The sequence below is a fragment of the Candidatus Latescibacterota bacterium genome (genome assembly GCA_019038625.1).
In the GTDB taxonomy this organism is placed as follows: domain Bacteria; phylum Krumholzibacteriota; class Krumholzibacteriia; order Krumholzibacteriales; family Krumholzibacteriaceae; genus JAGLYV01.
Genome location: JAHOYU010000143.1, coordinates 1 through 14,302, shown reverse-complemented (window position 1 = coordinate 14,302; position 14,302 = coordinate 1). Strand labels below are relative to the sequence as shown.

At 49.7% G+C, this 14,302-nt stretch carries 12 protein-coding genes and 1 tRNA gene; 2 read left to right on the top strand and 11 right to left on the bottom strand.

The window, feature by feature from the left end:
• Positions 1-21: 21 nt before the first annotated feature.
• Both KOO63_10900 and KOO63_10895 read right to left on the bottom strand, forming a co-directional pair.
• Entirely contained in the window at positions 22-1,701 is a 1,680-nt protein-coding gene (locus KOO63_10900) for a HAMP domain-containing protein (protein MBU8922312.1), read from the bottom strand.
• Position 1,702: 1 nt separating this feature from the next.
• Positions 1,703-2,548, bottom strand: coding sequence for a protein-glutamate O-methyltransferase CheR (locus tag KOO63_10895; GenBank protein ID MBU8922311.1), 846 nt, complete (start codon positions 2,546-2,548; stop codon positions 1,703-1,705).
• A gap of 337 nt (positions 2,549-2,885) precedes the next feature.
• On the opposite strand from KOO63_10895, the gene KOO63_10890 reads away from it, so the two are divergent.
• Positions 2,886-3,863 carry a PhzF family phenazine biosynthesis protein gene (locus KOO63_10890; protein MBU8922310.1) on the top strand — a complete coding sequence of 326 codons (978 nt, stop codon included), beginning with the start codon at positions 2,886-2,888 and terminating at the stop codon, positions 3,861-3,863.
• A gap of 19 nt (positions 3,864-3,882) precedes the next feature.
• Here the strand turns inward: KOO63_10890 and KOO63_10885 are convergent, their stop codons facing one another.
• The 5 genes from KOO63_10885 to KOO63_10865 all read right to left on the bottom strand — a co-directional run bounded on the left by KOO63_10885 (position 3,883) and on the right by KOO63_10865 (position 10,380).
• Entirely contained in the window at positions 3,883-5,622 is a 1,740-nt protein-coding gene (locus tag KOO63_10885; GenBank protein ID MBU8922309.1) for a PAS domain S-box protein, read from the bottom strand.
• A 296-nt stretch (positions 5,623-5,918) separates the two neighbouring features.
• Positions 5,919-7,562: a tryptophanase gene (locus KOO63_10880; protein MBU8922308.1), complete on the bottom strand. Its 1,644-nt coding sequence runs from the start codon at positions 7,560-7,562 to the stop codon at positions 5,919-5,921.
• The gene (gene trpS / locus KOO63_10875) at positions 7,555-8,586 is read right to left on the bottom strand and encodes a tryptophan--tRNA ligase (GenBank protein MBU8922307.1); all 1,032 of its coding nucleotides are present in this window, start codon (positions 8,584-8,586) and stop codon (positions 7,555-7,557) included. Before trpS ends, KOO63_10880 begins: the two co-directional genes overlap by 8 nt.
• A 72-nt stretch (positions 8,587-8,658) precedes the next feature.
• Positions 8,659-8,731, bottom strand: a tRNA-Trp gene (locus tag KOO63_10870).
• A gap of 197 nt (positions 8,732-8,928) precedes the next feature.
• Complete coding sequence (locus tag KOO63_10865) at positions 8,929-10,380, bottom strand: aminoacyl-histidine dipeptidase (protein MBU8922306.1); 1,452 nt, start codon at positions 10,378-10,380, stop codon at positions 8,929-8,931.
• Positions 10,381-10,706: 326 nt separating this feature from the next.
• On the opposite strand from KOO63_10865, the gene KOO63_10860 reads away from it, so the two are divergent.
• Positions 10,707-11,129 (top strand): secondary thiamine-phosphate synthase enzyme YjbQ, encoded by a 423-nt coding sequence (locus KOO63_10860; protein ID MBU8922305.1) that lies wholly within the window; start codon positions 10,707-10,709, stop codon positions 11,127-11,129.
• On the opposite strand, the gene KOO63_10855 is transcribed toward KOO63_10860, so the two are convergent.
• The 4 genes from KOO63_10855 to KOO63_10840 all read right to left on the bottom strand — a co-directional run.
• Entirely contained in the window at positions 11,117-11,689 is a 573-nt protein-coding gene (locus KOO63_10855) for a hypothetical protein (GenBank protein MBU8922304.1), read from the bottom strand. The genes KOO63_10860 and KOO63_10855 overlap by 13 nt on opposite strands.
• A gap of 15 nt (positions 11,690-11,704) precedes the next feature.
• Entirely contained in the window at positions 11,705-12,535 is an 831-nt protein-coding gene (locus KOO63_10850) for a hypothetical protein (protein MBU8922303.1), read from the bottom strand.
• A gap of 503 nt (positions 12,536-13,038) precedes the next feature.
• Positions 13,039-13,692: a response regulator transcription factor gene (locus tag KOO63_10845; GenBank protein ID MBU8922302.1), complete on the bottom strand. Its 654-nt coding sequence runs from the start codon at positions 13,690-13,692 to the stop codon at positions 13,039-13,041.
• Positions 13,685-14,302 (bottom strand): sensor histidine kinase (locus KOO63_10840; GenBank protein ID MBU8922301.1); only part of this gene is annotated, 618 nt, incomplete at its 5' end. The genes KOO63_10840 and KOO63_10845, both read right to left, overlap by 8 nt.

The following is a 14,302-nucleotide window of genomic DNA, read 5'->3' as shown; positions in this document are numbered from 1 at the left end:
ACCTGCTCCTCGTTATTCTATTTACTGAGCTATGACGACTTCATCGACCTTATCGATTATCGATATTTTAAACCGGCCTACATGTTCTCTCAGCTGAATAGCCATATCGCTGAGTCGCTGTGCAGATGACGCTACATCTTCCATGCTGGAAGTCATCTGTTCCATCGACGCGGCTGTTTCCTGCGTCGAAGAGGCATTTTTCTCAGCGCTCGATGAGATCTCGTCTATCGAACCGGTAACGTTATTCATACCCCGACTGAGTTCCTTCGTAGCAGCCGAAATTCTCCTGGCCATATCGCTTGAGCTCTTCAGGACCTCTACGATCTCGTCGAGAGATTCGCCGGTCCGGGTGATGACCTCTTTACCCTCGGTGACTTCCTTGGCTCCCAGTTCGATGCTATCTACAGCGGTCCTGGTGTCTTCCTGTGTCTTTCTGATCAGCACCGCGATCTCTTCGGCCGCCTTGGCACTTCCTTCGGCCAGTTTCTTGACCTCGTCGGCGACCACAGCGAATCCTCGCCCGGCTTCGCCGGCTCTGGCGGCCTCGATAGCTGCGTTAAGAGCAAGCATATTTGTCTGGTCCGCGATATCTGTGATGACGTCCACGATCTCACCTATCTGGATCGATCGTTCACCCAATTGCCTGATTATTACCGACGATTCCGAAGTCACATCATAGATAGTATTGATCTTGTCGACCGCTTCCTTTGCGGAGTCCCCACCCTTGGTAGCTGTCTCCGAAGCATTGGTCGCTGCTGACGCCGCCAGTTCTGCACTGTTGGCGACCTGCTTTACCGAGCGTTCCATATTCCTGATCTCCATGATCATGTCCTCGACCTTCTGAGCCTGGAGATCAGATGATTTGGCAATATTCTGAACTGTCAGTGAAGTCTCTTCGGTAATCGAATTCATCTCCTCAGTGGAAGCCGAAAGGCTCTGAGCGGAAAAATTCACCTTGTCCGATGTGTTCCTGATGACATTGATAATGCCGGAGATATTTCCAAACATCTCATTCAGCGTCGCGCCGAGTCTTCCCAGTTCATCATCGGTATTGATCTCTATCTTAGTCGTAAGGTCACCCGAGTTGCTTGCAAGAACCCTGCTGGCTTCGAGAAGCTGGCGAGCCGGCCTTTTGATTATGTAATGTATGAACCAGTAAAAGAGAGCAAAGATCGCGAGCATCGCGAGAGCCGTTGTAAGAAAGACTTCGACCCTCACAGATGACGTGATGACATCATCGGTCGATTCCGTGACAAATACCACCAATGTCCTGGCAGGTTCACTACCGAACGGTATCGTAAACACTCTGTCTAAACTGCCTGCCTCGACCGGATTTACTTCGAGAGATCTGCCGGCTGTGGATCGATCCTCTTCAAGGACCGATGGGTGGCCGGGCACCGAAGCGAGAACCACACCGGAACCATCAAGAATTCGGATGTTTTTCAGATCAGGATGCCTGGCTTTCAGAGTCTCATATTTACTGGTAAGTTCTTCCCAGTCTTCGAAACCAGTGATTATCGAGGTTGTTCCGTTTATGCAATCCTGGAGACTGGTAATATTCTCCTCAAGGACTCCCTGCGAATTACTCCTCGCTATCCTGACAATCGAAAACGACATCAGCCCACAGATGACAAACGCTATCACCGACATGGTGATATAGACTCTGCCACTCAGTGTCCTGGCCATTTTAAATAACCCCATCTCATTCCTCCTTGGAACAGTTGTTAATCATCTTCCTGTAAATTTTGCTTCTCGGATGGACGAGGGAGAACATTTCAAGCGACTCCGCGCTAAGAGCCTCACTCTTGCCGAGAAGTAGCAACCCGTCGTTATTCAGAGAAGTTTGAAAAAACCTGACTATCTTTCCTCTTACTTCATGCTCGAAATGAATCAGTACGTTTCTGCAAACGATCAGATCAAACATCGAGAATGGCGGAGGAGAAAATAGATTATGAGTCCTGAACTTTACGACTTTCCTTACATTATTCGATATCTTGAAGAGCTCTCTCTCCGGACTGATCGCGTTGCTTCTGATGTGAAGAGGAATCTCCTGAATCTTCTCTCTGGAATAGAGTCCGGCCCTTGCGATTCTGCAGACCTCTTCAGAAAGATCGGTGCCGAAGACTTCAAGCTCTATGCTGTTCTGGGATTTTCTCACAAGATACTCCAACAACATCGCGAGACTGTAAGTCTCTTCGCCCGTTGAACAGCCCGCAGACCAGATCCTTATCACTGGATGGTCCGAACTGGCCTTTTCCAATATCAGTTCGGGGAAAATGATCTTCTCCAGCGTATTGTAGATATCGGTGTCACGGAAAAATCCGGTTACATGGATCGTAACGATATCCATCAACTTTTCGATCTCGTCCGGATGCTCTCCTATATAGGAGAAGTATTGGTCGATACTTTCGCAGTTGATCATATTGAGCCTGTGAACGATCCTTCTTTTAATGCAAGTAGACCTGTACATGGACAGGTTCACTCCATAGTTGGATTGGACAAACCAGGCTAATTCATTCATGTCAAGTTCACTGCTAATCAGTTCCATAGAACTCCGAAGTAGATTTAAGGCCCATTAAAATGGCTCTCGATCCGAAATTACTAAAGTTCCTCTGACAGTCTGCCGAAAATAGAGTGGGGGAATACTGTCGGGAATCGATTTTGCAAATGCTGTACCACAAGGGTAGATACCATAGCATGTGTGCTATGGTGCCTTGTCACAACCAAGAGGATCGGCATCTCGCCTTATTGCAACGGGTTACGGGGGTCAAAGAATAATCCGGATCTATTGGGAATGGAATGAAAGGACGGGACACGACAAGACTCTTAAAGTCTTTATGCACCGTCAGATTGCTTTTTGCAACTTCAGGTCAAAGGAGATTTAGATGCTGGACATGGTAGTCAAACAGGTAGACGCTTTCACAGCGAAACCATTCTGTGGAAATCCCGCAGGAGTGATCACTGACGCAGATGCTTTGTCATCCGAAGATATGTTAAGGATAGCCGGGGAGATGAATCTTGCTGAAACAGCTTTCATAACGATGCCCATGTCTCCTGACTCATTGTTCAGGATAAGATTTTTCACGCCGACAGAGGAAGTCGATATCAGCGGCCACGTGACCATAGCTTCCTGTTATGCTCTTATTGAAGACGGCCGTATCCCTCTCTCCTATGGAGTCAATCTGGTCAATTTCGAGACCGGAATCGGTACTATTCATGTAGAGATCCACTATTCCAGAAACAATGATGACGGCGATGCCATGAAACTGGTCGGCTCCGGCGATAATGTTGGATACCTGAAAAAGATCATGATGCAGCAGTCGATAAGCAGTTATTACGAATCACCGATCTCGACCAGCGAGATCGCATCTATCCTGGGAATCGATCCGGGAGAGATATCCGGAACGGGACTACCGATGGAGGTGATCGCTACGGGACTCGATCAGCTTATAGTGCCGGTGAAGCGCAAGGAGACCATTCTCGGTCTCAATCCCGACCTTATCAAACTCGGCCTGGTGAATAAAAAACACCACATCCATACTAATCATATATTTTCTCTCGACACGTTCTCTGAAGAATGCATATCGTACGCGAGACATTTCGCTCCAGCAGTGGGCATGTGGGAAGACCCGGCAACAGGAACAGCTGCAGCTGGTCTCGGAACATACCTGTTCAGGCATGGAATAGCTACCACCGGCACGATGGTCATGGAACAGGGCAAAGAGTCAGAAAACCTCGCACGCATCCTGGTTGAGATGAAAAATAGCAACTCAGAAGAGAGCCTTGTCCAGATCGGCGGACTCGCTGTCACGTCAATCAGCAGAAAGATCAGTATCAAAAACGATACAGTCTCGATATTCTAGTACTTCCTGTAAGGGGAATTTATCCTAGAGGTGAAACGACCAGTGGAAGCGTGAAATTGAAGGTCGACCCTTCTCCTTTCACGCTCTCTACCCAGATTCTGCCGCGGTGAAGCTCCACGTAGTGCTTTACGAGCCGGAGGCCGATACCCATCCCGTTCTTCGATCTCGCCGCACCACCATCGACCTGAGTGAAGTGTTCGAAGATATCTGTCACATCCCCACTCTCGATCCCGGGCCCACTGTCTTTGACTGATACTGTTATCATATCCTTGCAAAGGCCGGTCGATATTTCCACAACCTCTCCGCACGGCGTAAACTTAATTGCATTACTGAGTAGATTCACACAGATCTGACGTATGCGAAGGGGATCGAACCTTGTCACGGGAATCGAATCGCACAGCACGACCTTCACCTCCACTTCATGTTGCAGGGAGAAAGGTCTTACAATAGCAACTGAAGCTTTTATCATCTCATTGATGCTGCTCTCTGTGACATCGAGCATGGTCTCTGAGATCTCGACCTTTGACAGGTCAAGCAGATCGTTTATAAGAGTCAGTAATTTGTCCGACTGATCGGCAATGACATTGAGGAATTCATCCTTTGTAACCTTATCGATCATCTCCTCCGTGTCATCGATCAGAGTCCCGGTATAGGCCATGATGACTGACAGGGGAGTACGAAGCTCATGACTTATCCTGCCCAGAAATTCACTCTTGAGCTGATCGACTTCCTTGAGTTTTCTGTTGTTTTCCTTCAATTCCCGGTTCTGAATCGTTATTTTCTCTTCCAGCCTCTTTCTGTCGGTAACATCATGTCCTACTCCCAAAACGTACGGATGGTTCTTTATATTGATCACACTCGTGTTGATGTCCAGATAAACGATCTCTTCGCTTTTTGTAAGATATGACGACTCATGCAGATGCATGATTTCCCCTCGCAGGATCTTGCCGAAATTCAAACTGATCGTTTCACGTCTCTCCGGCAGAGTAAAGGCAGCCAGTGGCTTGCCCGTCAACTCGTCACGGCTGTATCCAAATATCCTTGAAACGGCTTCGTTACACTCGACGATCTCTCCTGAGGTATTGAGTATCATTATGACATCATTGGTCGATTTCATCAGGGTGTTATATTTCTCTCCAAGATGAAACAGCTTCTGGAGCGTCTGGGCTTTCTCGATGGCGATGGAGATCAATGCGCCAAAATCCTTTACCAGGAGCAGATCCGCTTCATCGTAGCGACCGGGACTCAGGCTGCCTACATTGAACGTGCCGACCAGAACGCCTTTGGAGAGAAGGGGAACTACGATATCCGATCCCAGATTGTCTTCCTTCATTATCTCTTTGAACCTGTTGTCGCTGGATATATCGACCCTGAGAATCGGTTTTTTGTTTATAGCCACCCAGCCGACCAGATTCGAGTCCTCAAGAGGAACATATCGTCCTTCACCCCGGCTGTCACCATTCCTGCGAAAAACATGTTGAATATACAGGCAGTTGTCATTCTTCTCGTAAATCGCTACACAACCGAGATCAAAATCGAGGATCCTGGAAAACTCGACAGAGATCGCCGCCAATATCCTGTCGAGATCGATCTGTGAGTTGATCACGTTCGCGATCTCAATGACAGAAGAGAGCATATTCCTGTCTATTTCCGATTCAGAAACAGATGAAACTTCCAGATCACAGTCAGGACCGGACTGAAGCCCGGCTTCGCAAACAGACTGCAATGACATGGCATTATCGTTCTCAATATTGCTCAATGAGTCTCCAAATCACGAAGAACCCGTGTAATTGTCATAAAACAAAGCTATATGCATGAAATATTCCATTTATTATCCGGATAAAAAGAAGGAGGGCATGTCTCTGAGAAAATCTTCTCATTCCTGATAAATCATGTGTTTGCTGAAGGCTATAATAACCCAGACTGGCGAGTCCCGCCACACTTCCAAATGAGGTGGGGGTGGCATGTTTCCAGTCTCATCGCGAGTTTCGTAGCGCGGCCTGCCGCGCGAAGATTGTCTGAGCAGGAGACTGGAAACATGTCGCCCCTACCAAACTACCCCTTAAAACCAAACCTGCTCTTGAAATGCCTCAGGCTCAGATCTCTTCCATATTTTACTTCGACTGCCGGGATCCTGTCACGGTTGTCAGCGAGGATCCTGGCCGCCTCGACGACCGAGAAGAGATCCCTGTCCTCATACGCAAGCCGTGGCACAGCAGCCCTGATATAGTTGACTCGGGGCGACGGCGGGGTCTCAGTCTTCCCATCGTAGCTGCCGAACGCGTATAGACCCAGTTCGCACACACGGTGCCCCGCGATCAGCATCAATCCTGTAAAGGCAATTCCCTTGAAGTCCTCATCTTCGGCTGTTCCGCCAAAAAATTTGTCCACATCGATATAGACAGCATGCCCTCCGACAGGATTAATGATCGGGATGCCGCTCTCCGAAAGCTTCAGCCCGAACCTGACAACCTGGCCTATCCTTGCATCGAGATAATCGAGGTGGGTCACCGTGCGAAGGCCCTCACTGATCGCCTTAAGATCCCTGCCCGGCAGGCCTCCGTATGTCGGATGTCCCTCAGCCATGATCTGGTAGTCTGTAAAACCTTCCCTGATATGGGGAAACTTCTTGTAGAAGGATCCGTCTTTCCTGATTACAAGGGCGCCGCCCATATTGGCCAACCCATCCTTTTTGAGGCTGATATGGAAACCGTCGACCTGGCTGAACATCTCGTGGACTATAGCCTTGATCGGCTTGTCCGAGTACCCTTGCTCGTTCTTTCTGATAAACCAGGCGTTCTCGGCAAATCGACAGGCATCGAAAAAGAACGGGATCCCGTATCTGGCGGTGATCTCCCGGATCTTCCTGATATTGTCCATCGATACCGGCTGTCCGCCTCCCGTATTGTTCGTAATCGTCAGATAGACCAGTGGCACTCTTTCCTTCTCGACTGCCAGCAGATTCTCAAGCTCCTCGAGATCCATATTCCCCCGGAAAAGAAAATCCTCGTTCTTCTCGAGGTGTTCCCTGCACGGAAGATTGAGCGGGATCATCCTTTTGTCCTCGATGTTCCCCTGTGTCGTATCAAAATGGGAGTTGCTCGGGATGATGAACATGGATTCATCCACGCTACGCCTTCTCTCGGGCAGAGAGTCGAGTTTCGATTGTATCCTCTCCTTCAATTCCGGCATCAGCCCGTCCGAAAGCACGGGGACTGGCACTTCGGGAAGCTTGCGCAACTCACGAGCAAGGATCGTGAAAAACGCGTTTTCCGCGGCCCGGCCCTGGTGAAAGAGGAAGAGGCTGTCCGAATATCCACCCATCGAGAACGAAGTATCCACCCATCCGGTGCCGAACACGTCTTCAATCCCGTTTATCAACTCGAAGTAACCTTCGTTTGATCCATACGACTCGTCACCCAGCATCATGGCGGCCCATTGCTCCATCGTCATCGTCGTTGTACCCGAATCGGAAAGAAGGTCGCATCCGGGAATCATATCGGCCCGGAAAAGAAAAGCATTGAGCCCCGCTTCGTTGACAAGAATATCCCTTCTCTTTTCGAAATCATCTATAGAACACTTCCTGAATCGAACAGCCGCATTCCTGTACGGCCGGGGCCTGAAATACCTCGGCGATTCGTCGGCAACCTCAAGATTTCTGCGAAATTTCTCGATAAAATAATCAGTAGTATCAGACATCCAGACTCTCCCTCGCAGGCAGATTCATCACTTCCCTGACTTCTTTTAATGTTTCTCTGGCAATACCCTCGGCCTTAACGGCTCCCGCTCTCAGTATCTCGGATATCATTCCGGGGTTCGCTACCAGATCTTCTCTTCTTGCTCTTACCGGCTCGAGTTCATCATTCATCTTCTCAGCCAGTTCCATCTTGCAGGACACACATCCACGAGCACCGCTTTCACATTCCTTCCTGATTGTCTCAAGCTCACCCCTGTTGTAGATATCCTGGAAGGCATAGACGACGCAACCATCGGGATGTCCCGGATCATCTTTCCGTATCTTCACCGGATCGGTGAACATCGTCCTGATCTTCTTCGTCGTTTCCTCCGAGCTGTCAGAAAGAGCAATATAATTACCGGAACTCTTGCTCATCTTGTTTTCTATACCGTCAATACCAGGCACCCTTGGAACTTTTGTAAGTAATGCCTCGGTGATTGGAAACACTTTTTTACCGTAAAGGCTGTTGAATCTCTGACCGAGATCCCGGGTCATATTGACATGAGCCACCTGGTCTTTGCCGACCGGCACAAAATCGCCTTTATAAATAAGGATATCGGCAGCCTGCAGCGTGGGATAACCGAGCAGGCCGTAACTCGGTGATTCGATCTTGTAACTCTGGACCATATCCTTGTACGCCGGATTTCTTTCGAGCCATCCGAGCGGTGTTATCATCGAAAACAGCAGGTGAAGTTCCGCGACTTCCGGGACGTGGGACTGGATAAAAATAGAACATTTATCAGGATCCAGCCCGGCTGAGACCCAGTCTATCGCTATCTCTCTCACCCTGTTTCTGAGATCGCCGAGATTCTCATATCCCACGGCGTCTCCACCACCCGGAGTCGTAAGAGCGTGCCAGTCCACGATAAAGAAAAAACATTCATATTCGTCCTGAAGATGGACCCAGTTGTTAAGTGCTCCGAGCAGATTGCCAAGATGCATGCTGCCAGTAGGCCTCATCCCGCTCGTCACTCTTTTCTTGCTCATAACAGACTCCTTACGCAGGGATATTGCTCGCTCGGATGGAATGGATCGGAGGTATTACCAGTGAAAAAAATGTAGGGGTGGCAGGACTTGAACCCGCAGCCTCCGGTTTTGGAGACCGATGCTCTACCAGTTGAGCTACACCCCTATAACCATCCATTTTATTCATGCAATGATAACATTTCAGAGATTAAAGTCAAGCGGTTAAAGCCTCTATGACCGTTACCCTGTGTGGTCAGACCCGGCAACCCGCATTCATCCAGCCCTGACAAGCGGACAGAAAAAGGGCCGGCACCTCAAGGAGGCTCCGGCCCTTGTAAGACTAAATCCTGGTCAGAAACAAACTCAGGCCATTTCCTCAAGAACCGCTACAAGCAGCTTCCAGAAAGTGTCGACTGAGGGTATCTGCACCCGCTCTTCAGGCGAATGTGGATGTTCGATCCACGGACCGAAAGAGACCATATCCATACCGGGGAACTTCTCCCCTATAAGTCCGCATTCAAGGCCCGCATGAATCGCCTTCATCTCTGGCACTTTGCCGAACACCTTCGTATGGACTTCCTTTACGACCTTGAGAATATTGGAATCCATGTTGGGCATCCATCCGGGATAAGGCTCGTCGTCTATGGCTTCAGCGCCAGCCAACCGCGCCGTAGCACCTATCTTGTCCCTGAGTGCCTGAAGCGCGCTTTTTATCGAACTTCTCGTGGAAGTCCCGATCACCGCTTCTTTCGGTGTCATCGAAATCGTAGCCAGGTTGTTCGAAGTCTCTACCAGGCCCTCTATATCGTAACTCATTGCCTCTACACCATGTGGGATGGCAAGCAGGAAATCGATCAGGCTCTTCTGGGAAGTCCCGCTGAGAACCTTCTGGTGTCCGGCGTCAGATGAAGAGATCGAAACAGTCAGGCCATCTTCACGCCCGCCCAGTTCGATCTTGATCCTGCCAGTCTCCTCCTCGAGGAAGGTGGCCAGTTCTTCGACGGCGGTCTCCAGGACCATCAACTCGACAAATGCCTCCCTGGGAATCGCGTTCCTCTTGCTTCCACCCTTGATCTCGACAAGATGACACGGCTGAGTATTCATCGCCTTGTCCAGAAGTCTCGCGGCAATCTTGATAGCATTTCCCCGCTGTTCGATGATATCGATTCCGGAATGCCCGCCACGAAGGCCAGCTACTTTGAGAGTATACCCCTTCGTACCAGCGGGAGGGTCGATCATTTCTACGGGAAGCTTGATCGTAGTATCTCCTCCACCAGCGCAACCGACATAGGCAGCACCCAGCTCTTCACTGTCGAGATTTAGCATGGTCGTGCCCTTTACGAATCCCGGCTGAAGCTTGGCAGCACCCGTAAGGCCGACCTCTTCGTCAACAGTGGCCAGCACTTCGACCGGTCCGTGTACGAGCCCTTCCTCGTCGGCAATCGCCAGAGCTGCCGCAAGGCCTATACCGTTATCTGCACCTAGAGTCGTACCCTTCGCAGTCAACCAGTCTCCCTGGATCTCGACCTGGATAGGATCCTTGAAGAAATCGAACTCGACATCCGAGTTCTTCTCTCCGACCATATCCTGGTGTCCCTGAAGAACGATGGTCTCGGCCTTCTCGTGCCCCGGAGTCGCGGGAATCCTGACCACCACGTTTCCAGCATCGTCCATATCTGCTTCCAGACCCTTGTTCTTCGCGTAAGACATGAGAGCCGCGCCAAGCGCTGCTTCATTTCCCGAACAATGCGGTATACTGAGTATCTTCTCGAAATGTTTCCAGAGAGCTTTTGGTTCCAGACCACTCAATGACATGAATCGACCTCCTTGAATCAACGTTTCAGCTATCTTAAACACTGCCCATCCGACCCTGCCCTCCGAGGACGACTCGCGACGCCGCCAGAAAGTCACAGACTCGATCAGGCCTTAATTATCAACCCGGTTTCCCGACCCACCTTTGAGCCGGGAAAAGCATTATACTTCAAGGTAAACAGTCGGTCAAGCCTTCCATTCATGACAATTATGCCATATTATGTCATGATGAGTCAGCCCAACGGACAGCCCAGGCGGTCCTGCCATGGGACGACCGTGTACAGGCCGCACGGTGCGGCCCGGACTCTATTAGCGAAACGGAGGAAAAATTGCTGAAAGAGATGACAATAAGGACATCCAGGCGTAACGAACTGATCGATATCACTTCCGATATACGTTCGATGATAATGGAAAGCGGCGTATCCGAGGGCGTCTGTCATATATTTGTACCACACACCACCGCCGCTGTGACGATCAACGAAAAAGCCGATCCTGCCGTGGCCAGGGACATCGCGAACGATCTTGAGAGGCTTGTACCGGACTCGCCAGCTTTCACTCATGCCGAAGGAAATTCAGACGCGCATGTCAAAACTACACTTACAGGTTCATCGGAATTTCTGATCATCTCAGGTGGAGTACCGGTCCTCGGCACATGGCAGGCGGTATTCTTCTGCGAATTCGACGGGCCGAGAACGAGACGATACAATGCCAGGATCTCCGGGGAACAAACAGACCGGCATCAGAACAAATAGAAAAACGGGAATAACCCGCCTGTTTCCCTCACCAGCCATGCGTCGAAGTAGATATCGTTTATCCTGAGCACTCCCATCTCCTCCTCACCGGGAACTGTGGGATTGGTGATGATCTCGGCAACGATCTTCACATAAAAGGCTCCATTTTTCAGGCCTTGCCTGAGCAGACTCGGATCGCTGATCGCGACCGGGGTGTGCTGCCCTACACCCGAAATAGTGACAGAGGCCAAGTACTGATTGAGATCAGGATCATCGAGATTCGCGGACCCGGATTCGAGTCCCAGGTAAATATCGACTTCGATCTCGACATCTCCCTCAACAAAGAGTGTTTCCAGAAAAACATCTCCAAATATATTCGCCCTCTCGATATCGAACTCCTCGTTCGAGATCTCATCCGGCACATAGAAATCAAGCTCCGCGAAGGCCTGTCCCGTGACGCCGTGGCCCGGAAGAGTCACCGGTTCAAAATCTTTCGGGTCGGACTGGTTGTTGACTTTCAGAGTCGACTTGCATCCCGCCATCAGGATGATCATCATCAATATCACTATGAGTCGTCTCAAGATATCACCCTTTCGTTAAAATCTCCAGAAGAGGGAAAAATGTGGCAGGACAGGAAGATCGATATCTTCATCAAGCTTGATCCCCGGCCATAACACTCCTGCCTGGAGTGCAAAAGCTCCTCCGATGCCCAGCCGTATACCAGCGCCACCTCTCGATCGTTCGTATGAAAAATCATATCCCAGCTCTAGCATGATTTTGAGATGACTGAAGATGTCCGCGTCAGCGCCGAACATCAGACAGCTCTGCTCTGCCGTCTCTTCGAAATCCAGGTCCACTCCTATCGATTCGTCATCGTCATCCATCGTGACCGGACTCTTCGTAGAAAGATTTCCCTGGAGCCGGCGGTACTGGTAGCCGGCATGCAATCTGACGGCCGGGCCGATTTTCCTGCTCGCCGAGAGGAACCAGCACAGGATATCCAACCCCGACTCGATATCAATATCTTCCTCTGTAAACGCCTCTTCTACTACCGTGTCGATTATGTACTGCGAGCTGATCAGGTTATAGTAAGCCAGGCCTGTCGAGAGAGAAAACAGTCCCAGGCTCTCCGGCAGTATCCGTACCTTCACCTGTCCATTGATCAGGGTGACCACGTCCATAAGTGTATTTGTCGAAAACTGCACGGTGTTCATCACACCGAATCCCGAATCACCGATACCGATCCGCACTGACTGACCATTTCCAAGCACGTAGCCAGTCTCGAGGTTCATCAATTTGATCGGGAACTCCATGTGAGGGGGCCTGGACGCGTGACACATCCCGGCTGAAACGATCGAGATCAACATAAGGACAGCCAGGAAGGCAATCCCTTTTCGCAAAATACAGGTCCGTCTGATATTTTTCATCCGCCACCCCTGCCTTAGTTTGTGATCGACCATTGACGTGACGATGATATTCATTTTTGAGGAGAAATGACAATAAAAAAATGCCGCCTGTATCCGGCTACAACTCCTAAGAAGTGAAAAGCGATCCTAAGGGACTCTCACGGAGCGTTGGAAGCCGGGCCTGATAAATCAGGCGGAAATCCTTTCCAATAAGCGGCTCATCTCCTAGGGGAAGAGATGGGGTTTTTGGGTAGGAAGGAAAAGATCCCCATTAACCAGGCGGCAAAAATCTGCCGATATATTTTTTCGAATCAACTATTACTTAAATCAATCCTCCACACTCGCACACTCTCTTATACCCATTCACGTACGGAAAGTTCAAATCTTTCCAAAATATTTATACAGTTTCAACGTTAATAGCCCCGGAAATTCAATGACCCTGAACAAGAATACACCATTGGCCGTTTTTTTACAATGGTTGTATCTCCTCAAATATGGGGATATGGAATATACCAGGGTCCTGATCAGTTGCTGTCGACCAGACCGATCTTGACTGCGTACATCACAAGGCTCGCCGTGTCGTGGATACCGAGCTTGTTCATGATGTTGGCCCTGTGGTTCTCCACTGTCTTCTTGCTGATGAAAAGCTCCTTGGCTATCGCCTGACTGGTATTCCCCTCCGCGATATACTGAAGGATTTCCTTTTCCCTGTTTGTCAGCCTGCTGAACTGATCTGCTTTTTTGCCCGCTTTCTTAAGCTTACTATAGTTCTCCAGTATGTCAGGCGGGAAGTTTCTGCTGATGTATACTTTGCCCGAGACTACCGTCATGATCGCCTCTACAAGATCCTCAGTGGCAGTATCCTTGACAAGATAGCCATCAGCGCCTGCGTCCAGCGACTCGTAGATATAGGTCTCATTTGTATGGATTGTAAGCATGATTATCTTCACTGAGGGGAATTCCTTCTTTATCCGCCTGGATGACTCTATCCCTCTCATCCTCGGCATCCCGACATCCATGATTATGACATCAGGAAGGACCTTCCGGGCGACATCTATCGCTTCCTTTCCATCAGCTGCTTCCGCAATGACATCGAACCCCTTGTCTTCGAGTATGCTTTTAAAACCCTGCCTCACTATGTTGTGATCGTCCACCAGCATCAGCCTGATATCAATCATTACCCACCTCCAGAGGGATCTTCACCCGTACATGCGTCCCCTGTCCGGGACTGGAACTTATCTTGAATCTTCCACCCATATTCTGGACTCTTTCCCGCATACCTGTTATCCCAAGCCCCTCCAAAACGGCACCTTCGCCTTTCGACTGGAAACCCTTCCCATCATCCCTGACATCCATAATAACCCAGGGAAAACCTTTGATGACCTTCAGGATTATGAATTTTGCTTCGCTGTGACGGACCACGTTAGTCAAGGCCTCCTGGGCGATCCGGTAGAATGACAGCGCGAGATAGGAAGGCAGCTCTTCGTCAAATCCTGTAGCTATGAGTTCTATCTCGAATCCTTCAGACTTCACAATCCTGTTTATATACCATTTAAGAGTAGGAATCAACCCGAGATCATCCAGCATTGGAGGATGAAGAGAGTACGCTGCACGCCTGGTCTCTTTGATGAGTTTCTTCAGTTCTCCCCCGACATGACCAGCCCACTCGATCGTCTTTACATCATCCGATGATAATGACTGCTCGAAAACCTTGACTTCAGTGCTGATTCCAGCTACTGCCTGACCTATGACATCATGCAGATCGTGTGCGACCTCTCTCCTTACGTC

Excerpts from the sequence above, each read along its gene's own strand:
- KOO63_10900 (MBU8922312.1), bottom strand. The coding sequence starts at position 1,701 with ATGGGGTTATTTAAAATGGCCAGGACACTGAGTGGCAGAGTCTATATC.
- KOO63_10895 (MBU8922311.1), bottom strand. The coding sequence starts at position 2,548 with ATGGAACTGATTAGCAGTGAACTTGACATGAATGAATTAGCCTGGTTT.
- KOO63_10890 (MBU8922310.1), top strand. The coding sequence starts at position 2,886 with ATGCTGGACATGGTAGTCAAACAGGTAGACGCTTTCACAGCGAAACCA.
- KOO63_10880 (MBU8922308.1), bottom strand. The coding sequence starts at position 7,562 with ATGTCTGATACTACTGATTATTTTATCGAGAAATTTCGCAGAAATCTT.
- trpS (MBU8922307.1), bottom strand. The coding sequence starts at position 8,586 with ATGAGCAAGAAAAGAGTGACGAGCGGGATGAGGCCTACTGGCAGCATG.
- KOO63_10865 (MBU8922306.1), bottom strand. The coding sequence starts at position 10,380 with ATGTCATTGAGTGGTCTGGAACCAAAAGCTCTCTGGAAACATTTCGAG.
- KOO63_10850 (MBU8922303.1), bottom strand. The coding sequence starts at position 12,535 with ATGAAAAATATCAGACGGACCTGTATTTTGCGAAAAGGGATTGCCTTC.
- KOO63_10845 (MBU8922302.1), bottom strand. The coding sequence starts at position 13,692 with ATGATTGATATCAGGCTGATGCTGGTGGACGATCACAACATAGTGAGG.